Annotated in this window: 34 protein-coding genes and 1 pseudogene; 30 read left to right on the top strand and 5 right to left on the bottom strand. The window is 40.1% G+C overall.

What is annotated here, in order from left to right; translation table 11 throughout:
- Positions 1-93: 93 nt before the first annotated feature.
- From HT722_RS08110 to HT722_RS08100, 3 genes are all read right to left on the bottom strand, one after another.
- Positions 94-1239: a site-specific integrase gene (locus HT722_RS08110; protein WP_173278592.1), complete on the bottom strand. Its 1146-nt coding sequence runs from the start codon at positions 1237-1239 to the stop codon at positions 94-96.
- Positions 1240-1403: 164 nt separating this feature from the next.
- A complete protein-coding gene (locus HT722_RS08105; RefSeq protein ID WP_173278590.1) occupies positions 1404-2354 on the bottom strand; it encodes an Abi family protein in 951 nt (316 codons plus the stop codon).
- Between the two features lie 179 nt (positions 2355-2533).
- Entirely contained in the window at positions 2534-3298 is a 765-nt protein-coding gene (locus HT722_RS08100) for a S24 family peptidase (protein WP_173278588.1), read from the bottom strand.
- A gap of 155 nt (positions 3299-3453) precedes the next feature.
- Between HT722_RS08100 and HT722_RS08095 the strand changes: the two genes are divergently transcribed.
- A complete protein-coding gene (locus tag HT722_RS08095) occupies positions 3454-3591 on the top strand; it encodes a hypothetical protein (protein ID WP_173278586.1) in 138 nt (45 codons plus the stop codon).
- Positions 3592-3872: 281 nt separating this feature from the next.
- On the opposite strand, the gene HT722_RS08090 is transcribed toward HT722_RS08095, so the two are convergent.
- Positions 3873-4568 (bottom strand): hypothetical protein, encoded by a 696-nt coding sequence (locus HT722_RS08090; RefSeq protein ID WP_173278584.1) that lies wholly within the window; start codon positions 4566-4568, stop codon positions 3873-3875.
- Between the two features lie 343 nt (positions 4569-4911).
- Positions 4912-5079, bottom strand: coding sequence for a YjzC family protein (locus tag HT722_RS08085; RefSeq protein ID WP_173278581.1), 168 nt, complete (start codon positions 5077-5079; stop codon positions 4912-4914).
- 146 nt (positions 5080-5225) lie between these two features.
- Between HT722_RS08085 and HT722_RS08080 the strand changes: the two genes are divergently transcribed.
- The 29 genes and pseudogenes from HT722_RS08080 to HT722_RS07945 all read left to right on the top strand — a co-directional run bounded on the left by HT722_RS08080 (position 5226) and on the right by HT722_RS07945 (position 24280).
- Positions 5226-5411, top strand: a complete 186-nt coding sequence (locus tag HT722_RS08080; RefSeq protein ID WP_173278579.1) for a helix-turn-helix transcriptional regulator — start codon at positions 5226-5228, stop codon at positions 5409-5411.
- Positions 5412-5423: 12 nt separating this feature from the next.
- The gene (locus tag HT722_RS08075; RefSeq protein ID WP_045763047.1) at positions 5424-5630 is read left to right on the top strand and encodes a helix-turn-helix transcriptional regulator; all 207 of its coding nucleotides are present in this window, start codon (positions 5424-5426) and stop codon (positions 5628-5630) included.
- A 109-nt stretch (positions 5631-5739) separates the two neighbouring features.
- Entirely contained in the window at positions 5740-6030 is a 291-nt protein-coding gene (locus tag HT722_RS08070) for a hypothetical protein (protein ID WP_057488003.1), read from the top strand.
- 10 nt (positions 6031-6040) lie between these two features.
- A complete protein-coding gene (locus HT722_RS08065; RefSeq protein ID WP_173278577.1) occupies positions 6041-6367 on the top strand; it encodes a hypothetical protein in 327 nt (108 codons plus the stop codon).
- Positions 6348-6539: a hypothetical protein gene (locus HT722_RS08060; RefSeq protein WP_173278575.1), complete on the top strand. Its 192-nt coding sequence runs from the start codon at positions 6348-6350 to the stop codon at positions 6537-6539. The genes HT722_RS08065 and HT722_RS08060 overlap by 20 nt, the downstream gene beginning before the upstream one ends.
- A complete protein-coding gene (locus HT722_RS08055) occupies positions 6539-6766 on the top strand; it encodes a hypothetical protein (RefSeq protein ID WP_173278573.1) in 228 nt (75 codons plus the stop codon). Before HT722_RS08060 ends, HT722_RS08055 begins: the two co-directional genes overlap by 1 nt.
- Positions 6753-8033, top strand: coding sequence for an AAA family ATPase (locus tag HT722_RS08050; RefSeq protein ID WP_173278571.1), 1281 nt, complete (start codon positions 6753-6755; stop codon positions 8031-8033). The genes HT722_RS08055 and HT722_RS08050 overlap by 14 nt, the downstream gene beginning before the upstream one ends.
- A gap of 3 nt (positions 8034-8036) precedes the next feature.
- Positions 8037-9152, top strand: coding sequence for an ATP-binding protein (locus HT722_RS08045; protein WP_173278569.1), 1116 nt, complete (start codon positions 8037-8039; stop codon positions 9150-9152).
- Between the two features lie 45 nt (positions 9153-9197).
- Complete coding sequence (locus HT722_RS08040; protein WP_049512766.1) at positions 9198-9620, top strand: hypothetical protein; 423 nt, start codon at positions 9198-9200, stop codon at positions 9618-9620.
- Positions 9621-9622: 2 nt separating this feature from the next.
- Positions 9623-10360, top strand: a complete 738-nt coding sequence (locus HT722_RS08035; protein WP_173278567.1) for a hypothetical protein — start codon at positions 9623-9625, stop codon at positions 10358-10360.
- 13 nt (positions 10361-10373) lie between these two features.
- Positions 10374-10934: a hypothetical protein gene (locus tag HT722_RS08030; RefSeq protein ID WP_173278565.1), complete on the top strand. Its 561-nt coding sequence runs from the start codon at positions 10374-10376 to the stop codon at positions 10932-10934.
- Between the two features lie 10 nt (positions 10935-10944).
- A complete protein-coding gene (locus HT722_RS08025; RefSeq protein ID WP_173278563.1) occupies positions 10945-12528 on the top strand; it encodes a DEAD/DEAH box helicase in 1584 nt (527 codons plus the stop codon).
- Between the two features lie 10 nt (positions 12529-12538).
- A complete protein-coding gene (locus HT722_RS08020; RefSeq protein WP_173278561.1) occupies positions 12539-14821 on the top strand; it encodes an AAA family ATPase in 2283 nt (760 codons plus the stop codon).
- A 351-nt stretch (positions 14822-15172) separates the two neighbouring features.
- Positions 15173-15370: a hypothetical protein gene (locus HT722_RS08015; protein ID WP_173278559.1), complete on the top strand. Its 198-nt coding sequence runs from the start codon at positions 15173-15175 to the stop codon at positions 15368-15370.
- A 13-nt stretch (positions 15371-15383) separates the two neighbouring features.
- Positions 15384-15782 carry a RusA family crossover junction endodeoxyribonuclease gene (locus HT722_RS08010; RefSeq protein ID WP_173278557.1) on the top strand — a complete coding sequence of 133 codons (399 nt, stop codon included), beginning with the start codon at positions 15384-15386 and terminating at the stop codon, positions 15780-15782.
- Complete coding sequence (locus tag HT722_RS08005; RefSeq protein ID WP_173278555.1) at positions 15779-15994, top strand: hypothetical protein; 216 nt, start codon at positions 15779-15781, stop codon at positions 15992-15994. The genes HT722_RS08010 and HT722_RS08005 overlap by 4 nt, the downstream gene beginning before the upstream one ends.
- Before the next feature lie 184 nt (positions 15995-16178).
- On the top strand, positions 16179-16673 hold the full coding sequence (locus HT722_RS08000; RefSeq protein WP_173278552.1) for a DUF1642 domain-containing protein: 495 nt from the start codon (positions 16179-16181) through the stop codon (positions 16671-16673).
- Positions 16670-16957: a hypothetical protein gene (locus HT722_RS07995; RefSeq protein WP_173278550.1), complete on the top strand. Its 288-nt coding sequence runs from the start codon at positions 16670-16672 to the stop codon at positions 16955-16957. Before HT722_RS08000 ends, HT722_RS07995 begins: the two co-directional genes overlap by 4 nt.
- The gene (locus HT722_RS07990; RefSeq protein ID WP_173278547.1) at positions 16957-17295 is read left to right on the top strand and encodes a hypothetical protein; all 339 of its coding nucleotides are present in this window, start codon (positions 16957-16959) and stop codon (positions 17293-17295) included. The genes HT722_RS07995 and HT722_RS07990 overlap by 1 nt, the downstream gene beginning before the upstream one ends.
- 131 nt (positions 17296-17426) lie before the next feature.
- Positions 17427-17687 (top strand): DUF1372 family protein, encoded by a 261-nt coding sequence (locus tag HT722_RS07985; RefSeq protein ID WP_173278545.1) that lies wholly within the window; start codon positions 17427-17429, stop codon positions 17685-17687.
- Positions 17687-18142: a hypothetical protein gene (locus tag HT722_RS07980; protein WP_173249858.1), complete on the top strand. Its 456-nt coding sequence runs from the start codon at positions 17687-17689 to the stop codon at positions 18140-18142. Before HT722_RS07985 ends, HT722_RS07980 begins: the two co-directional genes overlap by 1 nt.
- Positions 18143-18150: 8 nt before the next feature.
- Complete coding sequence (locus HT722_RS07975; protein WP_173278543.1) at positions 18151-18636, top strand: MazG-like family protein; 486 nt, start codon at positions 18151-18153, stop codon at positions 18634-18636.
- A gap of 79 nt (positions 18637-18715) precedes the next feature.
- Positions 18716-18865 (top strand): annotated as a pseudogene (locus tag HT722_RS10570) (prohibitin family protein); the annotation flags it as partial.
- A 30-nt stretch (positions 18866-18895) separates the two neighbouring features.
- A complete protein-coding gene (locus HT722_RS07970) occupies positions 18896-19321 on the top strand; it encodes an ArpU family phage packaging/lysis transcriptional regulator (protein ID WP_173214009.1) in 426 nt (141 codons plus the stop codon).
- A 505-nt stretch (positions 19322-19826) separates the two neighbouring features.
- Positions 19827-20267 (top strand): terminase small subunit, encoded by a 441-nt coding sequence (locus HT722_RS07965; RefSeq protein WP_001859583.1) that lies wholly within the window; start codon positions 19827-19829, stop codon positions 20265-20267.
- Complete coding sequence (locus HT722_RS07960; protein ID WP_173278539.1) at positions 20245-21543, top strand: PBSX family phage terminase large subunit; 1299 nt, start codon at positions 20245-20247, stop codon at positions 21541-21543. Before HT722_RS07965 ends, HT722_RS07960 begins: the two co-directional genes overlap by 23 nt.
- Before the next feature lie 11 nt (positions 21544-21554).
- The gene (locus HT722_RS07955; protein ID WP_173278537.1) at positions 21555-23024 is read left to right on the top strand and encodes a phage portal protein; all 1470 of its coding nucleotides are present in this window, start codon (positions 21555-21557) and stop codon (positions 23022-23024) included.
- Positions 22933-24030 (top strand): minor capsid protein, encoded by a 1098-nt coding sequence (locus HT722_RS07950; RefSeq protein WP_240146951.1) that lies wholly within the window; start codon positions 22933-22935, stop codon positions 24028-24030. Before HT722_RS07955 ends, HT722_RS07950 begins: the two co-directional genes overlap by 92 nt.
- Complete coding sequence (locus HT722_RS07945; protein WP_050235100.1) at positions 24017-24280, top strand: hypothetical protein; 264 nt, start codon at positions 24017-24019, stop codon at positions 24278-24280. The genes HT722_RS07950 and HT722_RS07945 overlap by 14 nt, the downstream gene beginning before the upstream one ends.
- Positions 24281-24287 lie beyond the last annotated feature (7 nt).

Genomic DNA, 24287 nt, shown 5'->3' with positions numbered 1-24287 from the left:
CATAAATAGTACACAGCTTGCTAATCCTTTGAAACCAGTGGACTTCTAGCATGTCAACCAAAAGTGAATACGAGATTGAATACGACTCTACTTTTAGCTGGAGCGGATGAAATCCATAAGCTGATTAACGACTTCAACACGTTGATTATCGTTGATGTGGGTATACATGTCAAGGGTAGTTTGAACATTATTATGACCTAATCTGTCCGAAATAATTTTGGCTGTAACACCAGCTTCAAAGAGGAGAGAAGCGTGTGTATGTCTAAACCCGTGAGGCGAAATTTTTTTAAGATTATTGTGTTTACGAAAGAATCTTAAAAGTTTCACTTTCATAGTTGCAGCTAAAAGCCATCCCCCGCTATTGTTCGTAAAAATATAATTCGAATCATGTTTATAAGGCATACCAGCCTGGAAATATTCTTTTATTTGTTGACGTTTCCAGAATTTTAATACATTCAGAGTTTCATCATCTAAGGTGATAACCCTCTTACTCCTTTTGGTTTTAGGATCCTGAACAGTTTGCTTGTCACCAATTACGACAGCCGTCCGAGAAATATCCAATCGTTTATTTTCAAAGTCAACATCTGACCACATGAGTCCAATAGCTTCTCCAGTTCTCAATCCAGAAAAAGCGAGCAAGTGGAAAAAAGTGTAGTCTACTGGTTTGCAATTTGCTTTGTAAACTTTAAGGAACTTGGTTAGTTCCTGCTTTGTATAGTAGTTTTCTTTGCCCTTTAAGGGTCTATTTTTAGGCTTGATAATCTTGTCTAAGGGATTTGACTTAATAATGTCAATAGAAGTGGCATACTTGAAAATACGGCTGATGACAGAGTAGTAATTGGCATAGAGGATATAGCGATTACTTAACTTGATAGCAACCTTCTGACAATAAGCTACACTGATCTGTTGAATCTTCATATCTGTAAAATATGAGTCAATCATAACATCAAGTTTCTTCTTAACGTTCTGATAAGTTGTTGGTTTTACAGTGCTCTTATAGCTATCAAGCCATAGTTCAGCGACTTCAGCGAAAGTAGGATTCTGGAAATCTTCGTTGTTTGAAAAACCATTCTCTTCAACATCTAAGAGAAGGTCACGTTCGGCTGCTTTAGCTTCTTTAATGGTTTTAAAACCACGGCGTGTTGTACGCTTTTCTTTTCCAGTAGCAGGGTCTATACCCAGATATGTTTGAAAGAGATATCTAGTCTCTCCTTTTTTTGTAAGGTATTTTTTTATCATAAAAAGTCCTTTCTTTTCGATTGCTTGCCCGCATAGTTGAAAAGGTGTAGAACTTATGATAAACTATAGTTGTATTTTTTTATCATCCTTTCCATTGCTTGCTTGATGGAAAGTTTAATCCTCACACTCGAAGATTGCCGTCGGAGAGTGTGGGGATTTTTTGTTTAGACGATAGGAATAAGTTCACCGCCTATTTGTTGGTTTATATAATCTCTATCTTCTGGATATTTCAACAGATAGGAGTTGATAGCTTCCATAATCTGGAAGTTCAATAATCCCACTGGTGATACCGGACCCCAAGTTTTGAATAAGGTTAGGGAAAATATGAGTGTTCTCAAGCCGTTTTGTCCTTGCCCATTCTTGTAATCTTCTTCTGTGATGTGCAATCGATTGTGAAAGAATTTATTGTAATTGATTTTGTTCTTTTCTGTTGTGAAGTTATAAACTCTTCCAAGATGGGCACATCTGTTCCGATAGGAGAGTAAGAAGTAAAATACATTGATAAACAATTGTTTAATATCATTATCTATATTTTCTTTGTCTAGTCCTGTCATGCGCTGGATAACTTCTGTCTTTATATGCGACTTTTGTAGTTTATAAAAAGTGATTAGGTGACCAAAAGTCATCCCTTTAACAAGAATCCAAGGCGGCACGTTGCCATGCTTTTCTCGATAATGTTTATATGGTTGAGTCTTATCTTGGGTGATTTTATAACATTTACGTAGAAACTTAGATCGTTCAGACTCTTTGAATTTTTTAGCACCTCGTTCATAGTTCTCTCTTTGAAGGTATTTATTTTGGTCTGCAGTGTAATGTTCTGCGACTACGTAGGAAAGAATGGTTCTAAGATGAGCCTCGATTTCTTGTAATGCTAGATTGATATTTGTTCGTATGCTTTTATCCATGAGGAAAAAGTCTACGAGTTTTTCAAATGTTGCGCCCTCTTTAAATTTCTCTCCTTGTTCAATACCAATTTCTTTATAGCCGTTTATGATTTCGTAATAGCTGTATGTCGATAAAATGCTGATTGCCCTGTTTTCATCTCGGATGGTAAGCCCTCGAGATTTTAGGAGTTCTATCTGCTCTCGAAATGTTTTAAAAGGTTTTGTTTCCATATCTCTCCTCCGTAAATCAAAAAGAGCCTCTGTATAGATACAAAGACTCTTCTAGGCTCCCAGGGGGGAGCATTCACTTAGATTAATTTCATTATAGAGTCTTTTGTTGTTTTTGTCAAGTTTTTTGTTAATTTTATTTTTATTATTGCCAACTATTTCCAAAATGGAAACAGTTAGCTTCATTCCCTTCTATACACTCCAACAACTGCATAAATCTTGATGTGTGTGTCTTCGGCTGGTGGGAAGTCTAGGATGATGTCTTCGTACTTGTCATTGAGCGATACTAGGCGTAAGCGTCCGTTTTCGGTGTATATCTTCTTAAAGTAAGAACGGTCTCCGTATGCGATAACTGCTAAATCTCCGTTGTAGGTGGTCAGTCCTTTGTCTACTAAATAGAGAATGTCTCCGTCTTGATAGTCAGGTTGCATGGAGTCTCCGCTGACCTTAGTTGCAATATCGTGATGTGGTGGTTGCTGGTCAACCTCTATAGTCTCTCTATCTGTATCATCGTAGCCAAATCCATAGTTAAATCCACAAGCTGCTGCCGTCTCAGATACTACCTCAACTTGGTACAAGCTGATAACTTCCGATACTTCGTTTATCTTCGTTTCTTCTTCGTTTTTCTGCTCGTCTAGTTGCCTCTCGGCAAAGGTCAGGACTTTGCTCTGTCTAGGCGGTTCTAGTTGGTCGTAGATGGATTGGATTTGGGAAGAGGTAGGGAGCTGAGTAGATTCATTTTGAGAAGGGAAAAAATCGTCTATTGAAACACCAAAAATATCGCAAAGTTCAAAGAGCATATCTTGGTTGGCTTTCCTATCCCCTTTTTCATATCTACTAATAGTTTGTTTAGTAGTGTTTAATCTTTTGGCAAGTTCATCTTGGGTGAATCCAGCTGACTTACGAAACGTCTTAATTTGCGTTCCTATATACTTTTTTAAATCCATTTTACTCACCTCTATTTCTATAGTTGTTATAAGTAGATTATATAAAAAAGTCACCGAAAGCGCAACTTTTTTTATTTTTTAATTAAAAAACTGTTGACAAGTCACCAAAATGGTGATATACTATAATCAAGCTTAAGGGAAAGGAGGTAAGGCAAATGATGGAACACATCATAAAAAGCCTAGCAACCAAGGACACCACAACCGTCATCTTGGTACTAGGCTTAATCAGAGAAGCACGTTTGTGGCACAAACAAATATTAGAACACAAACGTAAGCTTCAAAACAAAAAGTAGAGAAAGGGGCGACGCCCCAACCTCTACTTGATAGTGTACCATCATTTGCCGTGAAAAGCAATGGATGAAAATGTTGGCTTGATAATCCTAGCAGGATTTGTGATTGTATCTTTTACTATCCGTCAGATAGTGAAGTACCGATGTGATAAAAAAGATAAGGAGTAGAAAAATGAACGAATTAGAAACTCTAAAGGAAGAGATAGAAAAAAATGTAGCCATGGTAAATTACCTCAAAGGCTACATTAAGGGATTAGAAGAAAGGTTAGTTCGTCTAGAGCAAGCTAATTAGTATTATTAGGAGAAAATACGTTAGGGTATTTATTCTGCAACTCAAAGAATTTCTCTAGTTTTTCAGGATTTTGGAAGGCCATCATGATAATATCTTCTTGAGTTGTAGAATGATTAGTCTTTGAAATATTTTTCACTTCATGTGACAATTTTTCGACAGCGTCATAAATATTGTTAATTGTAGATGTTAATTGCGAGAATTCTTGAGTTGTAACGTAGTCTTTTTCATCATTATTTTTATTTTTCAATGTTGAAAAATCTAAAGTTTCCTCGGTTTTTTGAATTCGTTCAATAGTTTTTTGAACAGAATCAAGCATATTTGTACCGCTGGCATTTTTTAAATCATACTGAATGATATTGATTGTCCGAATATCAAATGGAATATCTTCATCGGTTTGTTGTCTTAAAAATATAGTTGGTAAATCTAAGGCTTTACGATAGCCAAGTTCCAAAAAGACATTTGGATTATTTCCTGTTATATCAACAATAGCTAGGTCTGAATCTGATAAAGCCTTAAATATTTTTTCATCTATTTTATCAGAATGATATAATTCATCAGCTCTTGTCACATCATACTTATCAGATAATGCTGGTTTAATAATGTGTTTTAAAACACTATCTGAATGATTCCTGATTTCTGATTTTTCTTGACCAATAGCGGAAACTACAAAACAAGTTTTTTTAGACATGAGATTTCTCCAATCGTTTTATTTTGATTATACCACATTTGAAAGCGAGTTAGAATTGGAAGATAAGATCATTGAACTTGCTGATTACTTCATCAGCGAGAACACAACGTACAGAGAAGCAAAAATAGCGTGTGAGAAGCTATTTAGACAAGTCAGCCATGAGATTGAACTCAGGGCGATGGAAAGTAGGACGAGGGTATGAAATGATTCACCATTATATAACTCATTATGCCAGCGATGGGGAAGATTACGCCGAAGCATGGATTCAAATCAATATTTTTGGAATGTGCTTTTGTGTATGGAAAAAGCGTACAACCATTGAACGATTGTACGCAAACGAAGATTAGACTTTTTTCCAGCCGTTACCTTTAGCAGATGTCGGAGGGAGCCGATCACCTTTTCCGATAGTTGCGGTATGACCATTAGTAACTTTTCCGCCACGAGGTCCTACCTCTACATAGCGACCAGGTTCCTGATTATCTGTTCCAGGTTTTATTGGAGTATTTGCCATACTATCTTCTCCTTTCTATGGAAACTTTGACTAAAACGGGAGAGGTCTTAGTCAAGAATGATTATAACATAGATAGCAGAAAAACACAACATATTGTAATTAAATATATTTATTTTACAACATATAGTGTTTTTTGGAGGTGTAAGATGTGGGAACAATTAAACAGAATAATGCAGGAAAGAAATTTGAACGGCAATCAATTATCTAAGATGGCTGGAGTTAATCGAAGTTTCTTTTCTGACTTAAAAAGTGGAAAGGTAAAATACCTTTCGTGGCCTAATATGTGCAAAATTGCTGATGCACTGGAAATCAGCTTAGATGAATTTAGATAAGGAGGTGGTAATGTGCAAATTTATCTGTATCAACTAAGAAAAGAAAAAGGTATTACTCAGAAAGAATTAGCCCAAAAACTTGGTATTTCAGAAACTGCATATCGTCAGAAAGAGAAGGGGCAGAGCGCTTTTACTCAAGATGAAATGTTTTTCTTGCGTAGCTTTTTTGATAAACCTTTGCAAGATATTTTTTTACCAAGAAAGTCACCAAAACGGTAACAATGTAATTAAAACAAAAAAGCACCCGACAAAGTCAGGCGCTTACTAAAACAATTTAGACCATTATATCACAAAAATGCTTGCCCGCATAGTTGAGAGGATGTAGAAAATGGAAGGTATAACGTTACAATTACGATTGGACGGCGAAAGTGCTGAATTGTTCACAAACCAATTACTGGCCTTTGCTGAAAAGCAAGTCAAGGAGCAGTTAGAGAATGATCGCATGCCAATCAATCAACAAGCTTTGATGAAGAAGTTCGGCTTCACTCATGGCTATGTTAAGCAGTTAGAACGCAAAGGATTAAGATTTCGTAAGCAAGGGAAAGATATTATGTACGATGTCAATGATGTTTATGAGATTTTGGAATTAGAGAAAGAAGTACGAAAATTAAGAGCATAAGGAGATAAAAATGTTTGAACCACCGATTTTAGACCAGTTGATGGGTGTTGGAGCTTTGCTGATTGGATTTGCAGGGCTTTGCCGTCACATCAAAATCCAAGAACAACGAGAGGAAGAAGAGAGACGTAAAGAGCAAGAATTTGCGTCTATGATTATTCAAGGTTATAACCATGCTTACGAACGTGGTAGAGAGGCAGAGCACCAACAAATCCGCAAGAATATTCGGCGAGAGTTTAAAGGCTTCACCTACGACAACGAACCGCCTGTAGGTTTACGCCCTGAGCCATTAGCTTTACCAGAGCCACGAAGAGCACGCTATGCAAACCGTATGGGATAGACAAGCGTGGGATTTATCCACTTGTAAGCGCAGAGAGAAGATGCGTGACCTTGAAATGATGGCGCATATGCAACATGAAATCGATGATCTCAAGAAACGATTGCAAAAGGAACAATCTTTAAGAAAGAAACTAGAAGCAGAGAATTTCCAATTAAAACTAAGGAGGAAATAATGAACAGAAAATATAAAACCAAAGGAACACAAGAACCAACACCACGTATCAGAGTAGCTCGCGAACACTATGAGCGTATTATAGACCTCGCGGATGAGTGCGATATGAAATTGATTGACGTTTTAAACCAGCTACTTGATTTCGCTCTTGAATATGCGGAAGTTGAAGAGATTCAAATACCTGTCAAATCTTTAAGAGTCGGAGGAGAAAAAGATGGTAACGATTAATAAACTAGAAATCGAAAACGTCAAGCGTGTTAAAGCGGTCAAATTAGAGCCGTCAGCGACTGGTTTGACAATCGTAGGTGGAAATAACAACCAAGGGAAAACAAGCGTGTTGGACGCGATTGCTTGGGCGCTGGGTGGCAATAAGTATAAACCTAGCCAAGCTCAGAGAGAAGGAAGTACAATTCCGCCAAGTTTGAAAATCACGCTGTCAAATGGCCTGATTGTGGAGCGTAGCGGAAAGAATAGCACTCTCAAAGTCATTGACCCAAGTGGCAACAAGGCTGGTCAAAACTTGCTGGATAGCTTTGTGGAAGAACTGGCTATCAACTTGCCAAAATTCATGGAGCAGACCAGCAAAGAGAAAGCGAAAACTCTGCTACAAATCATCGGAGTCGGTCCGCAGTTGGTTGAGTTGGAAATGCAGGAAAAAGCCAAGTATGACGAGCGCCACGCAATCGGTGTAATTGCTGACCAAAAGGAGAAGTTCGCAAAAGAACAACCTTATTACCCAGATGCACCGAAAGAATTAGTCTCTATCTCTGAGCTTATCCAACAACAACAGGCTATCCTTGCCAAGAATGGCGAGAATGCTCGCAAACGCCAGAATTTGGTATCTATCCAAAATCAACACGACTCAGCAGTTGCAGAGGTTGAACGATTGGAGCAATTGCTGGCCGACGCCAAAGAAAAAGAAAGTCAGTTAGCTCAAGACTTGACTATCGCGAATACCGATGCTATGGACCTTCTCGATGAATCAACTGAGGAGATTGAAAACAACATCGCAGAGATTGACGAAATCAATCGTAAAGTGCGTGCTAATCTGGACAAGGATAAAGCAGAAGAAGATGCCAAGGGTTATCGCGAGCAATATCGTGAATTAGACCTTGTTATTGCTGACATCCGCAAGCAGAAGACAGACCTGCTTACTAATGCAGAGTTGCCATTGCCTGGCTTATCTGTGGACGATGGTGAATTGCTCTACCTCGGTCAGCGATGGGATAACATGTCTGGTAGTCAACAGCTACAAGTTGCGACTGCAATCGTGCGCAAACTCAAGCCAGAGTGTGGTTTCGTACTCATTGACAAGCTGGAGCAAATGGACCAGTTGACTCTACAAGAATTTGGTTCATGGCTTGAGCAGGAAGGATTGCAAGCAATTGCGACACGAGTCTCAACAGGAGACGAATGTAGCATCATGATTGAAGACGGGTATAGCGTTAAGCCAGAGGTGGCACAAACGCCTAAAACATGGCAAGGAGGATTTTAAAATATGCAAATCACAAGAGGGAAACGAGCGCGAGCTCAAAAGGTAGTTATCTACGGTCCGGAAGGAATTGGCAAGTCCACGTTTGCAGCCGAATTTCCAAATGCTGTCTTCATCGATACGGAAGGTTCGACAGACAACATGGATGTAGCTAGATTAGACAAACCGACCAGCTGGACCATGCTAATCAATGAGATTGCTTTCATTAAGGCAAATCCGACTGAGTGTGGGACTCTTGTCATCGACACAATCGACTGGGCAGAAGCTTTGGCAGTTAATTACATCTGTTCGCAACATGGTAAGCAAGGGATTGAAGATTTTGGATGGGGCAAGGGGTACACCTTTGTTCAGGAAGAAATGGGACGTTTCTTAAATAGTCTGTCTGACTTGGTTGATATGGGTATCAACGTGGTATTGACTGCGCACGCTCAGATTAAGAAATTTGAGCAACCGGACGAGATGGGTTCTTACGACAGATACGAACTAAAACTTGGTAAGAAGACGAGTTCCCAGACAGCGCCACTTGTAAAAGAATGGGCTGACATGGTTCTATTTGCCAATTACAAGACCTTAGTCATGACGACTGATAACGGTAAGAAAAAGGCTCAAGGCGGTGAGCGTGTGATGTATACCAACCACCGACCAGCATGGGATGCTAAGAACCGTCATGGGTTACCTGACGAGATGCCATTTCATTACGCTGGAATCGCTCATATCTTTGTGAGTCAACAAACGCAACCTATTCCACCACAACCTCCAGTAGCCCCAGCGGCTCAGCAGACCGCACAGCAAGCCCCTCAACAAGTTCAAGAAGAATTGCCTCTCGATATGTCGCAGGTAGCTGAAAAACCACAAAATGAAGCTCCTGGCACACCACAGGCAACGCCTGCACAATATCACACGAACTTACCAAAGAGTTTGACAGATCTCATGGCGCAAGGAAACGTGACGGAAGAAGAACTCCAAAAAGTTGCTTATATTCGCGGGCATTTCCCGTTAGGAACTCCTATCGAAAGTTTCCCAACGGATTACTGGGATATGATTGTCGCTCATTGGCAAGCAACTGTGGAAGTTATTGAAAATCAAGTTAGAAAAGAACCAGAATTACCCTTCACGGTGTAGATTTTGGGAATTAGAAATCATAGCAAGATATAACAAGAGGTATCTATGAAAGATAAAACTATTAAAATCGATTTATCAAAAATCGCCAATACAGCCTTACAAGAGAAGGTTGACAAAGAACTTGAAAAAGTCCTTGATAACATTTTGGATCCAAATACGGAAGCTAAGGCTACTCGTAAGGTCACTATTACGCTGACGATGTCAACAGATGATGAACGTACTGTCGTTAAGACAGGTATGGAAGTCAAATCTACATTGGCACCGCAAAAAGGTGTTGCAACAACTGTTATTGTCGGTCGTGATGACGCTGGTATAATCCACGCTAATGAACTTAAAAGTGGTATCCCTGGTCAAACTTACTTTGATGACAATGGTGATATGAGAACAGATACTGGGGAGCTCATCGAAAAAGTCGAACAACAAAATACAAATATTATTGATTACAACAAAAAGAAAGCAGGTAACTAACCATGACAGAAAATCTTAAAGAAGCATTATCTTATGCAGTTGAGTTAGCAGATAAAGAAAATAAAATTATTTCTTCATCAAATGGCAAGGAATATTTTGACATCAACAAGCATGACTTCAGAGAGCTTAGACCTCGCAAATACGCGCCAATTCTTGAACTTCAAACACTCAAAAGTTTAGTTGATTACCTCAAATCAGATAACGATTTCATCGGTGGTCGTAGACTTGTAGTTGTCGTGGACAGTTTCCAAAAAGTATCTGTATATGATCAAGTTGATTTTGAAAATGGTAAACGTCCTCAGCTTGTGTCTGTAAAAGCAACCGTTCCAGTTATTCCTTTTAGCAATTGGCGCGACCAGGAAGAATTCAATATTATGCTGCAGTCTATGTTTATCGATGATGCAGACCGTAATTTGGTTTTGGATTTTGCTAGCCATTTGAAAATCGAAAAAGGTGCAGAAGTACAGGACAATGGCATCAGTCAAATGGCTACGGTTCGTGATGGTGTAGCAAGCCTAGCACAAGCTAAAACTCCAAATCCAGTAACCTTGAGACCATATCGTACTTTCAACGAAGTGGAACAGCCTGCTAGTCAATTCGTCTTCCGCATCAACAAATCGGCGAACCTTGCGCTCTTTGAAGCAGATGGGGGAAAATGGAAATTAGAAGCCGTCGAAAGCATCGCAAATTATTTAAAAACAGAACTTGCAAACAACGATAAAATCACAATTTTAGCATAAGGAGAAAAACAACATGACACAACAACAATACAACAACTTTGAACGCGAATTTGGATGGGAAGATACGATTGAAAAAGACTCGGAATACGTCCTATTACCTGATGGTTTATACCACTTTACAGTAGTCGGTATGGAACGCACACGTCACACGCCAAATCCACAAAATCCCGGAAAATTGCCAGCGTGTAACAAGGCTATCGTCAGCATTAAGATTGTAGCTAACGAAGGCGAAACTGAACTGCGCCACAACTTGTATCTACACAGTTCAACCGAAGGAATGCTGTCTGCTTTCTTTGCTGCAATTGGCCAAAAGAAAAAAGGCGAACCGCTTCGTATGAACTGGAATACCATCATCGGCGCAACTGGTGTATGTAAAGTCGGAACTCGACAGTACAAGGAAAATAATTATAACGAAGTCAAATCTATGCTCTATCCTGAAGATGTTGATTACACAAAAGTATTGAACCAACAACCAGGGCAAGCTACGCAAGCAAGCTACCAGCAACCACAGCAACCGAATTTTGCGCAACAACCACAACAGCCACAAGCTGGATACCAAGCTGGGCAGTTCTAGGAGGTAAGGGATGCAATTAAGACCTTATCAACAGGAAGCACGGGAAGCTGTTCAAGCTGAATGGGCTAAAGGTCGCAAGCGCACGCTCTTAGTACTGCCGACAGGATGTGGAAAAACTATTGTTTTTTCCAAAATTATCGAAGATCAAGTGAGAGAGGGCAAGCGTGTACTTGTCCTTGCTCATAGGTCTGAATTGTTAGAGCAGGCTAGCGACAAGCTCAAGACTGCAACAGGACTTGGTACGGCCTTAGAGAAAGCAGAGAATACTTCTATCGGTTCTTGGTATCGAGTAGTCGTTGGCTCAGTTCAGACCATGCAGAGAGAGAAGCGACTTAGTCAATTTCCTCCTGATTGGTTCGATACGATTGTAGTTGATGAAGCCCATCACGCTATTTCAGATGGTTACCAGCGTGTGCTTGGCTATTTTGAGAAGTCGGATGTATTAGGGGTTACTGCCACGCCAGACCGTGGAGATATGAAAAACCTTGGTTCTTACTTCGATAGCCTCGCTTATGAATATTCGTTGGTACAAGCTATCAAAGAAGGCTACTTATCTAAAATCAAAGCTCTGACAATTCCGCTCAACTTGGATTTATCAAATGTGAGCATGTCGGCAGGCGATTTCAAGGCGAGTGATATTGGAACGGCACTGGATCCATATCTGGAACAGATAGCGGACGAAATGGTCAAGCAATGTGCAGACCGCAAGACAGTCGTATTCTTGCCTTTGGTAAAGACCTCGCAGAAGTTTCGCGATATCCTAAACGCAAAAGGATTTCGTGCTGCTGAAGTCAATGGAGAGTCCAAGGACCGTGCAGAAATCTTAGAAGACTTTGAGAAAGACCGTTACAACGTGCTTTGTAATTCGATGTTATTGACTGAAGGGTGGGATTGCCCGTCAGTGGATTGTGTAGTAGTGCTAAGACCTACTAAGGTACGTGCCTTATATAGCCAGATGGTGGGGCGTGGTACTCGTTTACATCCAAGGAAGGAAGAATTACTCTTGCTAGACTTCCTCTGGCATACAGAACGCCACGAGCTATGCCGTCCAGCTCATTTAATCTGTGAGACTCCAGAAGTCGCTCAGAAAATGGTTGAGAACATGGAAGAGCAAACTGGTGTAATGCTTGACCTTGAAGATATGGAAGTCAAGGCAGCAGAAGATGTAGTCGCTCAACGTGAGGAAGCTTTGGCAAAACAGCTGGAAGAAATGCGCAAGCGTAAACGCAAACTAGTTGATCCGTTGCAATTTGAAATGTCTATCCATGCTGAAGATTTATCAAACTACGTACCTAACTTTGGATGGGAGATGGCACCTGCTAGTGATAAGCAAATTAAAGCTCTTGAGAAATACGGCATACTTCCTGACGAAATCGCGAATGCTGGAAAGGCTGCTTTATATTTAGATAGATTACACAAGCGACAAGCGGAAGGTTTAACAACACCTAAACAAATCAGATTACTTGAAAGATACGGTTTCAAAGATGTGGGAATGTGGCCGTTCGAAGAAGCTAAAAATATGATTAATCGCATAGCAGCTAATGGTTGGAGAGTTCCGACAAGCGTGCGACCAGCTGAATATGTACTAAATTAAGGAGGAGATAGTGGCAGAGAATGATTTTAATTTGTTGCCGTTGCTGGATTACATCAATCCTGCCACGGTAGATTATCAGACGTGGATCAATGTCGGTATGGCTCTTAAACATGAAGGATATACAGCATCCGACTGGGATAACTGGTCACAAAATGATAGCCGATACAAGAAATTTGAATGTTTCAAGAAATGGGATACTTTCAACGAACAAGCAGGAACTATCGTGACGGGTGCGACGATTACCCAACTTGCTAAAGAAAACGGCTGGGTATCGCAATCCAGCTATGATAGCGAGAATGCGCATGAGTTCGGCTGGACCGATATAATAGGCCGCGATTATCGTGTGATTGATAAAGACTGGATTGAAGGTAAGGAAATCCATGAGCCAACTATTTGGAACCCGGTTCAGGAGATTATCAAATATCTTGAAACACTCTTCGAAGCTAGCGAAAATGTTGGGTACGTTACTGAATGCTATCCAAAGACTGACGATGAAACAGGAGAGACTGTCAAATGGCTACCTACGAAGGGAGCTTATGACCGGACTGCTGGGCAATTGATTGAAGAACTTAGTAGATGTAATGGCGATATCGGTGCAGTGCTAGGTGATTATCACGAAGAAGCCGGAGCATGGGTTCGATTCAATCCAATGGATGGGAAAGGCGCAAAAAATGAAAATGTGACAGATTTCAGATATGCCCTAGTCGAATCCGACAGCATGCCAATCGATAAGCAAAACGCTATCTACAAAGAACTTGAACTACCTATCGTTGCTTTAGTACACAGTGGAAATAAATCACTCCATGCCATCGTCAAAGTAGATGCCAAGAATTACGAAGAATACCGTAATAGGGTTGATTATCTTTATAAGATTTGTCAAAAGAACGGCATTATCGTCGATACACAGAATCGAAATCCAAGTAGACTATCTCGTATGCCTGGGTTCATCCGTAATGGACAGAAGCAATTCTTGGTAGATACGAATATTGGTAAGACCGATTGGGATGAATGGTATCAATACATTGAAGATTTGAACGATGATTTACCTGATCCTGAAGGATTGGCCGATAGTTGGGATAACTTGCCAGAGTTAGCTCCAGAGTTGATAAAAGGTGTCCTTCGTCAAGGCCATAAGATGCTGATTGCTGGACCGTCTAAGGCCGGCAAGTCATTCGCATTAATCGAGATGTCGATTGCAATTGCAGAGGGTAAGAATTGGCTCGGCTGGGATTGTACCCAAGGACGTGTGTTATATGTCAATCTGGAGCTAGACCGTCCGTCTGCTTTACATCGCTTCCGTGATGTTTATCAAGCGATGGGATTGCCACCACAAAACATCAGTAACATTGATATCTGGAATCTTCGTGGAAAGACTGTACCGATGGACAAGTTGGCTCCTAAACTCATACGTCGAGCTTTGAAAAAGAATTATATCGCAGTCATCATTGACCCGATTTATAAAGTTCTGACTGGTGACGAGAATAGCGCGGATCAGATGGCACATTTTACGAATCAATTTGATAAAGTGGCCACAGAATTAGGCTCTAGCGTTATCTACTGTCATCATCATTCAAAGGGTTCTCAAGGTGGCAAGAAGTCCATGGACCGCGCTAGTGGTTCTGGTGTATTTGCTCGAGATCCTGACGCACTTATCGATTTAGTCGAGCTAGAAGTGTCTGAAGAGTTACTGACACAGCGATTAAATCAAGCAGCATGCGAAGTATACAAGCAGGCTTTGCAAGAGCGAAATAATGCCTATTACCAGCAAAATGTCGGCTTAGATGACCTCTTGAGCCCTGCGCAAATGAGAACGCACTTTGAAAAGGGTATTTCAGATGTCATGGCTCGTGCTCCTTATGTAGACAGGCTCGAAGAAGTTCGCAACAGAATCCAGATAGCAACTGCGTGGCGAGTCGAAGGCACGCTCCGAGAGTTTGCCAAATTCAAGCCAGTCAATATGTGGTTTAGTTATCCAGTACACGCGCTTGATGAAACGGGCGTGCTGGCAGATATACAGGTGGAGGAAGCGAACAATCATGCTAGAGCTAGAAAAGCTCGTGAAGGACGTAAGTCTAAAGAAGAAACCTGGGAAGTTAAATTGCAAAAACTAGAAACTGCTTATGATGCATTATTTGACGGTTCAGATCCTGTTACAGTAAAAGAGATGGCTGAATATTTGGATGTTGATGAAAAAACAGTTAGAAGTCACATAAAAAAACACAAAGATTTCGAACATAAAAATGGTATAGCAGTAAAGGTAAATACAGACGAAAAAACGGAAAATAATGATTAACTTCCTGTTTTCGGAAACAGACACGGACGGAAATTATTAAAGGAAATTCCTTAAAAAAGTCCGCCCGTTTCCGTGCCCGAAGTCGGAAATTGTTAAAGTTTTTATGTTACCGTAATTACTCCCACACGGGAGAAAAATATAAGAAATTTATAAGAAATTCCCGGAAACGGAAACGATATACCCTTACTTAGGGTATTAGACTGATTCCGTTTGTCAAAAAGTCAAAGAAACGGAAAGGGAAAGGGGGCGATTGAGCTACGCCCCCCTTGTCCCTTATCCATCTCCTTCTTTGACAAAGCGCACAAAATTATAACAAACAAAAACATGTAAAATTAGAAAGGTGAAATAAAAATGTATGTAGATATTTTTAAAAGTAAATTTAGTGAGGCTGACTTTGACCTCGAAAATACTGAAACGACTATTGAGAAATTCCAAGAAGACATCAATGGGTATATTAAAGAGTTAGAAAATGATGGTTATGAAATTATCGAGACAGAATTCAAATTCTTTGATGATGGTCGTGTAATTGCTATAGTTGTATCAGATTAGCAAAGAGGTAAAAATGATTGAATTCTTTTTACCGATGAAAAAAATCCCGACAACAACTCATCAACAGAAAAAGGTAAATGTGAAATCTGGTAAGCCAATCTTTTATGAACCAGAGGATCTAAAAAATGCCAGAGCGAAATTTGAGAGCTTGCTTGCGCAGCATGTACCTCCTGATAAATTTAAAGGCGCGATTCGTCTGACGGTTAAGTGGTGTTTCCCTCGTATCAAGAAAAGCTACGATGGCCAGTACAAGACTACAAAGCCGGATACAGATAATTTACAGAAGTTGCTCAAGGATTGCATGACGAAACTTGGATACTGGCAAGACGATGCCCAAGTGGCCAGCGAGATTGCCGAAAAGTTCTGGGCTGACACAGTTGGGATCTATATCAAGATTGAGGAATTGCCATGAGAATTGACTACATTGATTTCTTCAGCAGACAAATTCCAGAATGGATGGCGCGCAGCAATCAGAAGAGCCAAGAGGTCGGTTTTGCTTCCGACGCTTATTGGTTATGGGCGGTGTCGTCAATCGGAGAAATTTGTAAACAATACAATGATGATGAGCTAGTGACAGAGCAGTTCGGATTGCTCTTTAACTGGCTAGAAAAACAAGCAGGATAAGCCATGGAATACAGCAAACAAACAGTAATAGAAGGACTGAAACGCACAATCGAGCAAACGGAGGCAAGGATAGTTGAACTATCTGAGCCGTGTGTCAAATCGCTTGCTTTTAGCAGGTCTGAGGAAAGAGACTTGCTTAAAAAGAAAGTGAAAAACTGAAAGAAGAGAATAAAGGAGTTGGAAGATGAATAAACAGGAATTGATTGATTATTGTAACGTCTTAAAAGAAAGTAAAAGTAGATTTATAAATTGTATTGATGTAGACAGAATCATCGATAAAATCAAACAACTAGACGAACCCAAACCAGTCAAAGTTCCACCGTTGGTGTCGGTTTGGTATAGGATAAACAAAGATAATTTAGATAAAAACATTGCATATCTTTGTTCGAATTGGGAAAAATCGAAAAATGACGATGCTTTATTTAACTGGATGTCGAATACAGATAACTTTATCCAAATACTTGTTAACATGCATCAATTCGGCTACGAGGTCGAGAAAGAGAAGCAGTATTTGGTTAAGATTAAAGCAACAAAACACTACCTTGCAAAAGATGGAAATGGGAAAATATTTTTTTCTCTAGCATTCAAAGGCTATTTTACAAAAAAAGAACTAGAAGAAGCTGGCTTTGGCTGGGTATTCGATTGCCCAGGGATTGAGATTGAGGAGGTTGAGGTGTGATACAAACGCTTGAAGAAGGAATGAAGAATCAAAGTAAATGCATAAAAATCCCAGAAAAAATCAGACCGTTTGATGTGGGTTATCGAATAGTAAATAAACACGGTCAAGCGCTTGCCTTAAATAACGGAGCAAGTATATTCGCTTTACCTTCGCTGGCCGAAAAAGCGATAAAGAAAGAGTTTGGAAAAAATGATCCAGACTTTGACATCGAAAAACATTTTGTCGAAGAGGTCGCTATTGTCAATTTAAGTAAATTTCATAGTTATTTTGAGGAGGTGGAGTGATGAGTTATGATTTGGAAATCTTAGCGAAAATAGAAAACGGAGATTATATTCGTATCGCTGAACCTAGATATAGTTCTCCGACCTACAATCTAGGGAAAATGTTTAGAATTGCTATGGATTGGGATTTTGACCAAGGCACTACGTACAACATTGCTGACATTTTAGATAATATCCAGCGTGGTATATCTGAATTAGAGCGGTACCCTGAAAAGTATGTGCAGTATGAACCTGAAAATAGATGGGGAACGGTTAGCGGTGCATTGGAAGTTTTAAAGTCATTGAAAGAGTGTATTTTAGAACAAGATATTGATATAAAATACTTATATGTGAGGTGGTAACATGAAACGACCAAACAGATACCCGTACACACGAAGTCAATGGGTTGAAGAAACCGTTGATCACTATTATAAAAGCATACAAGTCACATTTTAGAAAATAAACTTACTGGAGAAATAAAGGAGGTCACAGATTGAAACGATTCATAGCTATCTGGATTTTATTGTCTGCCGGATTAAACATCTGGCAGATGGACAGGATTCGAGATTTGGAAGAGAAGAAGCCGATGGTTATCTACAAGGCGGATAACGCAGGCGCTGAGATTTTCGGTAAAGTCGTCGAGAAAGGACGACATGGCAAGCTATACACGCTTACGATACGTGACTACGGTGTATTCGTGGTTACGAAGGACGTGTATGACAAGGTGAAGATAGGAGATGAGGTTTTATTATAATGGACGATATTTTACAAGCTTTAGCAAAAATGCTAAATATGACAGTTGACGAAGTAAGTTCTTTGCTTACAACATTTAAAGGGAATGCACCGCAGGTTTACGAAGCAATCGTTAAAGAAAAGATGTTTTATGATATCTTCAGTCTTTTTCAAACTATTTCGATTGCAATACTGGTTGTCTCATCAGTGGTTTTAGCAGTTTTAACTATCATATATTTCACTTATGATGGTGGTTTTGTCTACACGTACGAATGTAAAGGTAAAACCGAAGAAGAAATTAAATTAGAACGCATTGAACGGAAAAGAAAGGAACTTAAACTACCAATAAAAGTTAGTTGCATTTCATCGAGCGCAAGCTTGATAACACTAGTTGTTGCAATTGTTTTAAAAATAACTCTTGCACCTAATTATATATTCATCGTGAATGAAATTTTACCAAGATTAACGAAAAGATAGGAATTATCATGAACACAATAGACAAAGTCAAACAATGGTTTATAGACCGTGACCTTGAAAACGGTGGACGGCTAGACAAGCAGTCACTAAAACTCAGTGAGGAGTTCGGTGAGTTATGCGCAGGCTATCTCAAGAAGAATGAGCAACTGACCAAGGACAGCATCGGAGACTGTGCAGTCGTGATTGTCGGTCTTACCTTGCTGATTAAGGTAGATGTGCATAAGATTTTTAAAACATCAGGATATGATAGAGATGTAATGACATGTTTTGGTTTTTTAAATCAAAATATAAGCGAATTTCAGTTATGTCAAGATTTTGGTGACAATGGCATTCTTGAATTATATCTGTCACGTACAATCTACTGGTTAAAATCGTTAAGCATCGCCCTTGGTTATAGCTTCGAGGAATGTTTTGAACTGGCTTACCAAGAAATCAAAGACCGCAAAGGTCGTTGGATTGATGGTACTTTCGTCAAAGAGGAGGATTTGAGATGATACCGAAATTTAGAGCGTGGTATGTGTTAGCAGAAGAAATGATTGACGAAATACTGATGATTTCATTTGTCAGACAGGTATCATCAAAGCAGAAGGTGAAGCCAAGGCCAACAAAGCTAAGTCAGATTCAATCACAGATAATCTTATCCGGATGAAAGAAGCAGAAGCCAGAGAGAAGCATGGCTGGGGCACTGTCAACGCAGGTAGTGTGATCACGAATAAAGAATAAAATTTAAGCGGTATAGAAACGAGGTGAGCGATGCCTTTCTTTCCAGAAATAAACGAAGTCAAAACAAAAGAAAACGCCAAGAAAGTATTAGAAGGATATCCTCATTGGCGTCGTGTAGCGAATGATACAGATGGTCAGAAGGTGACAACTACGTATTCTTTTACGCCTCGGTGCCCTGGGAATAATGCAACTAGTCAAGTGGAGAAATTGGCAATTCGAAAAGTTGATGCAGAGTTAGAGATAGATGCTATTGAGCAGGCAGTTAGTAATTTACATGATCCTTACTATCGTAAAATCATATACGAGAAGTACCTTGTATGGTATCCTAAAAAAGATGAAACAGTATATAATGAGCTTGCAATCTCAGAAAGTTCATATTATGAAATTCTTGGAAAGGCTCTACTGGCATTTGCAGAGCTATATCGAAATGGTGAACAAGTTGTAATTCTGGAGTAAGAGCGGAGTAAGTCAAGAGTAATTATCAATTTTAACGTGCTAAAATAGTATTATCCAATGATTGGCAACGAACAGTCATGAGGACTCCTAAAAATACAGAGGCTTCGGCCTCTTAGACAGTAAGGACAGGTTAGCAGGTTGTTTGGGTCTCCTTGAAACTTTTACCAAACGTGCGTTTTACTGCTAGACCAGTTGGTTCGATTCCAGCTACTGTCATTTGAGAGTTTGTATCCCAGAATGGGGTAGGCAGTAAGCTTAGCATTCATATATTACTCATTAACTTTAAAATGGTTGCAGAAGCGACTGGACCTCGCATGATTGCGTAGCTACTTATATCCTAGGTAAGTTATAAGCTAGGCGGTTTGATTCCGCTAGAGGTTTTAAATGACTACAAAAAATAAAAATGAAGTCAAAATTTAATACACACGCAAGGTTGTAGTCGTCTTGCAGAAAGGTCACACATTGTGTGGCTTTTTTTGATTTTTTGAAAGGTGGTGATGGAAAATTGAGTGGATTGAGAATAAAACAAAAGAGATTTGCAGATGAGTACATCATCTCAGGTAATGCGACGGAAGCTTATAAGAAAGCAGGTTATCGTGTTTCTAGTGATAGAGTGGCAGGCGTTGAAGGGCATAAGTTACTAAAGAATCCTAAGATTAAAAGCTATATAGATGAACGACTGAAACAACTTGATTCTGAGAAAATTGCAGATCAACAAGAAGTACTTAGTTATCTAACATCAGTAATGCGAGGAGAGACGCAAGAACAGACCTTGATAAGCATAGGAGAATTAGGTCAAACGATTACGGATATTGATGTCGGAGCAAAAGATAGAATCAAAGCAGCCGAACTTTTAGGAAAACGGCATAGGCTTTGGACAGACAAAGTAGAGGCAGACGTTTCTGGAACGGTGGTGTTTGCGAATGAGTCAGATATACCAGATTAAACAGAATGATATTATTGTTGACCTACCTAAGACAGTAGGCGGGGGATACGGACAGTTCTGGCGCTCAAGAAGTCTTTATCGAGTCGTCAAGGGTTCTCGTGGTTCGAAGAAGTCCAAGACAACTGCATTAAATTACGTTGTACGTCTTTTGAAATATCCATGGGCTAACTTACTTGTTATTCGTAGATATTCGAATACGAACAAACAATCTACCTATACGGATTTTAAGTGGGCGTGTAATGTGTTAGGTGTGACTCATTTGTTTAAATTTAATGAGTCCTTGCCTGAAATAACAATAAAAGCGACTGGGCAAAAGATTCTGTTCCGTGGTTTGGACGACGAACTTAAAATCACATCTATCACGGTTGATGTAGGCATCTTGTGCTGGGCATGGTTCGAGGAAGCGTATCAAATCGAAACTGAAGATAAGTTCAGTACGGTTGTTGAGTCAATCCGTGGTAGTTTAGACGTACCTGGTTTCTTTAAACAAATCACAGTCACATTTAACCCGTGGAATGAGAGGCACTGGCTCAAGCGTGTCTTCTTTGATGAAGAAACGAGACGAGCTGACACGTTCGCTACTACAACTACTTATAAATGCAACGAGTGGCTGGATGAAGTCGATATCAAGCGTTATGAGGATTTATATCATACGAACCCCAGACGTGCTAGAATCGTCTGCGATGGCGAATGGGGAGTTGCTGAAGGTTTAATCTATGAAAACGTGACTGTCAAGGATTTCAATAAGGATGAATTACTACAAGATTCAGCTAATAAGTTATGTATCGGTCTTGACTTTGGTTTCACTCATGATCCAACCGCTTTGTGTTGTTCGTTGATAAATGATACGACGAAAGAGATTTATGTCTTTGATGAGGCGTATAAAGTCGGATTGATAACCAAAGAAGTTGCGAAGATGATAAAAGACAAAGGGTATCATCGCTCGACAATCATCGCAGATAGCGCAGAGTCACGGCTGATTGAAGAGATCAGGTCAGAGCATGGAATATCTCGAATTAAAGAGAGTCGGAAAGGTAAGGATAGTATTATGGCAGGCGTGTCCAAATTACAAGGATACGCTATTTATGTACATCCGAGTTGCGAACATATCATGGATGAATTTTATAGTTACTGTTACCAGCGTGACAAAGAAGGTAATTGGTTGAACAAGCCAGAAGATAAAAATAACCACTTGATGGATGCTTTACGTTATAGCCTTCAATGTATCGAAGGTGGCAAAGCAACCGTCCGCAGACGTTCTGATTATGGCCTATAGAGAGGAAAGACATGTACCAATATTTAACCTATCCACGAGATGGATATGATGAGGGTTCTTTGAAGAAAGACCTGATTTACAAATTGATAACGAAACATAGCACTGAAGGCTCACGTTTGAAGAAGCTTAAAAGCTACTACTTGGGTGAGCATGCTATCTTAGATCACAAGAGACGCAACGAGAACGCACCTAATTATAAGACGGTAGCCAATCATGCCAAGGATATCGCAGACACGGCTACAGGCTATTTTATGGGCAATCCTATCAAGTACAATAACACTGCTGAAGGTGATATCGATGAACTACTTACAGCCTTTGATGGCGCTGAGATTGACCAAGTAGATGCTCAGAATGCTTTGAACATGGCTATCTATGGTCGTGCTTACGAGTACATCTATGCTAAAGAGGGTATGGCTGAGTTGGACTCAACTAGTATTGATCCGGAGAATACTTTCATGGTCTACGATGATAGTATTGAGCGGAAGCCTTTGTTTGCGGTCTATTACTATCAAGTGAAGGACGATACGAAAGATACTACTAAGTATCAGGCAGAGGTATTTACTGAGAATCTGCACTATCACATGGTGCTGAGAAGTACAGATTCAGGAACAACTCAGAATGAGCAAGTAAAGCCTCACAATCTTGGTCAAATCCCGATTATCGAATATCGCAACAATCATTTTGCGATTGGCGACTACGAGCAACAAATTAGCTTGATTGATGCCTATAATTCCTTGATGGGGAATCGTGTCAATGATAAGGAACAGGCTGTAGAGTCTATACTTGTCTTGTATGGCACGCAGTTAGCAGACACTCCAGAAGACGCTAAGGTAGCAATGAAGATTCTTTCTGAAGAAGGTCTTTTGGAATTGCCGGGCGATAGTGCAAGGGCTGAGTTCTTGAAGAATACGCTGGACGAAAGTGCTACTGAAATCTTGCGTACGGCTCTGAAAGAGGATATCTACACATTCAGCCATGTGCCTAACCTGACTGATGAGAACTTCGCAGGGAATACATCAGGCGTAGCCATGGAATTTAAGCTGATGGGCCTTGAGATGATTACTAAGACCAAGGAAGCGAACTATAAGCGAGGATTGCGTCAGCGTATTGCGATTTTTGCTCATTACCTGGGCATGAAACAGATCGCTTTAGAGTCTCATTCAATCGTTCCACAGTTTAGCCGCGGTTTACCTAAGAACTTGCTAGAAATCTCTCAGATTGTGAACAACTTGGAAGGCAAAGTGACCAATAGGCAGCTTATTTCTCTCTTGCCGTTTGTGGAAGACCCTGACGCTGAACTGGAAGCCTTGGAAGAAGAGAAAAAGAAGAACATGGAAGACATGCCGATGTTCAACCAAGACAATACGAAACCCGAAGATGAGGTAGAGGATGAAGAATCAGGAGTATTGGGCGAAGAGGAAAGCCAATCTGATTTACCAACAGATGGACAAGGCCGAAAAGCAGGCAGACCAGTTCGATAAGGTTTATCAGGAAGCTAAGACTTACTTAGATAAGGAAATCAATAAGATTTTCGATAAGTTCCAACGTGATTATGGTCTAAGTCAGGTGGAAGCTAGACAAGTCTTGAAGAACATGAAAGATAAGAAAGACTTGAATGAACTTCGTAAGGTGCTTGAGGCAAGACCGAATGACCCAAATATCCAAAGACTACTGGCTGACTTAGACAGTCCAGCTTATTCTTTCCGTATGAAGCGCCTAGAGCGTTTGAGTGATGATTTAGATTGTATGCGTGAATCTATCTATCATTCAGAGAAGACAGGCTCAGACGCCTTTTATAGCGACTTGATGAAGGATAGTTACTACAAGGCTACCTTTGACCTGCAGCAGCAGACAGGACTAGCATACGGCTTTTCTGGGCTTCCTGAGAGCGAGATTAAACATCTACAGTCTTTCAGTTGGGTAGGTGACGGAAGTACCTACTCTACAGACATCTGGAAGAATACGGGGAAGCTTACTTCTAGCATAAAAGATGAACTACTTATGAGCCTCATGACAGGCCGAGATACACGAGAAACTGCACAAGCAATTGCTGAGAGGTTCAATGTAGGTCAGAACGATGCAAGACGTTTGGTTCGGACAGAATCAGCCTTTTTTCACAACCAAATGGAACTACTCAGCTATGAGGAAGCAGACATAGAAAAGTATATCTTTGTGGCCGTCTTAGATAAGCGTACATCACGCATTTGTCAGGAGCATGACAATCAGGTCTATGATAGGGACAAGGCTGTCCCTAGCGTCAATTGTCCACCTATGCATCCGTGGTGTAGATCTACTACTGTCGCATACGACGAGGATGCAGACTACAGCAAGCTGAAGAGTAGAGCAAGGAATCCTGAAACAGGTAAGACCGAGCTAGTACCTGCAGATATGACTTATAAAGAGTGGTATAGCAAGTATGTGGATGGTAATATAGAGTCTATCAAATATGCTGAAGGAACACCTAAAACAACTAATGAAATATCGTAAAAAGCCAGTAGTAGTTGAAGCCGTGCAGTTTTTAGATACAGAAGAAGCTATAGATGAGCTATGCGATTTTGGATTAGATCCAGTACGGATTGATTACGCAGACTTAAAAAATCCTCTTTTAAAAATCGAAACGCTTGAAGGATTGATGATTGCGACAGAAGGGGATTACATTATTAAAGGAGTTCAGGGCGAGTACTATCCATGCAAACCTGACATCTTTAAAGAAACATATGAAAAAGTAGAGGAGTAAAGACATG

It is taken from the genome of Streptococcus sp. 53, assembly GCF_013276565.1.
Classification (GTDB): Bacteria; Bacillota; Bacilli; order Lactobacillales; family Streptococcaceae; genus Streptococcus.
The sequence above is the reverse complement of the archived record's forward strand: the minus strand, read 5'-3'. Positions and strand labels throughout refer to the sequence as shown.

Coding starts and splice junctions, on each gene's coding strand:
- HT722_RS08110 (WP_173278592.1), bottom strand. CDS start 1,239: ATGATAAAAAAATACCTTACAAAAAAAGGAGAGACTAGATATCTCTTT.
- HT722_RS08105 (WP_173278590.1), bottom strand. CDS start 2,354: ATGGAAACAAAACCTTTTAAAACATTTCGAGAGCAGATAGAACTCCTA.
- HT722_RS08100 (WP_173278588.1), bottom strand. CDS start 3,298: ATGGATTTAAAAAAGTATATAGGAACGCAAATTAAGACGTTTCGTAAG.
- HT722_RS08095 (WP_173278586.1), top strand. CDS start 3,454: ATGATGGAACACATCATAAAAAGCCTAGCAACCAAGGACACCACAACC.
- HT722_RS08090 (WP_173278584.1), bottom strand. CDS start 4,568: ATGTCTAAAAAAACTTGTTTTGTAGTTTCCGCTATTGGTCAAGAAAAA.
- HT722_RS08085 (WP_173278581.1), bottom strand. CDS start 5,079: ATGGCAAATACTCCAATAAAACCTGGAACAGATAATCAGGAACCTGGT.
- HT722_RS08080 (WP_173278579.1), top strand. CDS start 5,226: ATGTGGGAACAATTAAACAGAATAATGCAGGAAAGAAATTTGAACGGC.
- HT722_RS08070 (WP_057488003.1), top strand. CDS start 5,740: ATGGAAGGTATAACGTTACAATTACGATTGGACGGCGAAAGTGCTGAA.
- HT722_RS08065 (WP_173278577.1), top strand. CDS start 6,041: ATGTTTGAACCACCGATTTTAGACCAGTTGATGGGTGTTGGAGCTTTG.
- HT722_RS08060 (WP_173278575.1), top strand. CDS start 6,348: ATGCAAACCGTATGGGATAGACAAGCGTGGGATTTATCCACTTGTAAG.
- HT722_RS08055 (WP_173278573.1), top strand. CDS start 6,539: ATGAACAGAAAATATAAAACCAAAGGAACACAAGAACCAACACCACGT.
- HT722_RS08050 (WP_173278571.1), top strand. CDS start 6,753: ATGGTAACGATTAATAAACTAGAAATCGAAAACGTCAAGCGTGTTAAA.
- HT722_RS08045 (WP_173278569.1), top strand. CDS start 8,037: ATGCAAATCACAAGAGGGAAACGAGCGCGAGCTCAAAAGGTAGTTATC.
- HT722_RS08040 (WP_049512766.1), top strand. CDS start 9,198: ATGAAAGATAAAACTATTAAAATCGATTTATCAAAAATCGCCAATACA.
- HT722_RS08035 (WP_173278567.1), top strand. CDS start 9,623: ATGACAGAAAATCTTAAAGAAGCATTATCTTATGCAGTTGAGTTAGCA.
- HT722_RS08030 (WP_173278565.1), top strand. CDS start 10,374: ATGACACAACAACAATACAACAACTTTGAACGCGAATTTGGATGGGAA.
- HT722_RS08025 (WP_173278563.1), top strand. CDS start 10,945: ATGCAATTAAGACCTTATCAACAGGAAGCACGGGAAGCTGTTCAAGCT.
- HT722_RS08015 (WP_173278559.1), top strand. CDS start 15,173: ATGTATGTAGATATTTTTAAAAGTAAATTTAGTGAGGCTGACTTTGAC.
- HT722_RS08010 (WP_173278557.1), top strand. CDS start 15,384: ATGATTGAATTCTTTTTACCGATGAAAAAAATCCCGACAACAACTCAT.
- HT722_RS08005 (WP_173278555.1), top strand. CDS start 15,779: ATGAGAATTGACTACATTGATTTCTTCAGCAGACAAATTCCAGAATGG.
- HT722_RS08000 (WP_173278552.1), top strand. CDS start 16,179: ATGAATAAACAGGAATTGATTGATTATTGTAACGTCTTAAAAGAAAGT.
- HT722_RS07990 (WP_173278547.1), top strand. CDS start 16,957: ATGAGTTATGATTTGGAAATCTTAGCGAAAATAGAAAACGGAGATTAT.
- HT722_RS07980 (WP_173249858.1), top strand. CDS start 17,687: ATGGACGATATTTTACAAGCTTTAGCAAAAATGCTAAATATGACAGTT.
- HT722_RS07975 (WP_173278543.1), top strand. CDS start 18,151: ATGAACACAATAGACAAAGTCAAACAATGGTTTATAGACCGTGACCTT.
- HT722_RS07970 (WP_173214009.1), top strand. CDS start 18,896: ATGCCTTTCTTTCCAGAAATAAACGAAGTCAAAACAAAAGAAAACGCC.
- HT722_RS07960 (WP_173278539.1), top strand. CDS start 20,245: ATGAGTCAGATATACCAGATTAAACAGAATGATATTATTGTTGACCTA.
- HT722_RS07955 (WP_173278537.1), top strand. CDS start 21,555: ATGTACCAATATTTAACCTATCCACGAGATGGATATGATGAGGGTTCT.
- HT722_RS07950 (WP_240146951.1), top strand. CDS start 22,933: ATGAAGAATCAGGAGTATTGGGCGAAGAGGAAAGCCAATCTGATTTAC.
- HT722_RS07945 (WP_050235100.1), top strand. CDS start 24,017: ATGAAATATCGTAAAAAGCCAGTAGTAGTTGAAGCCGTGCAGTTTTTA.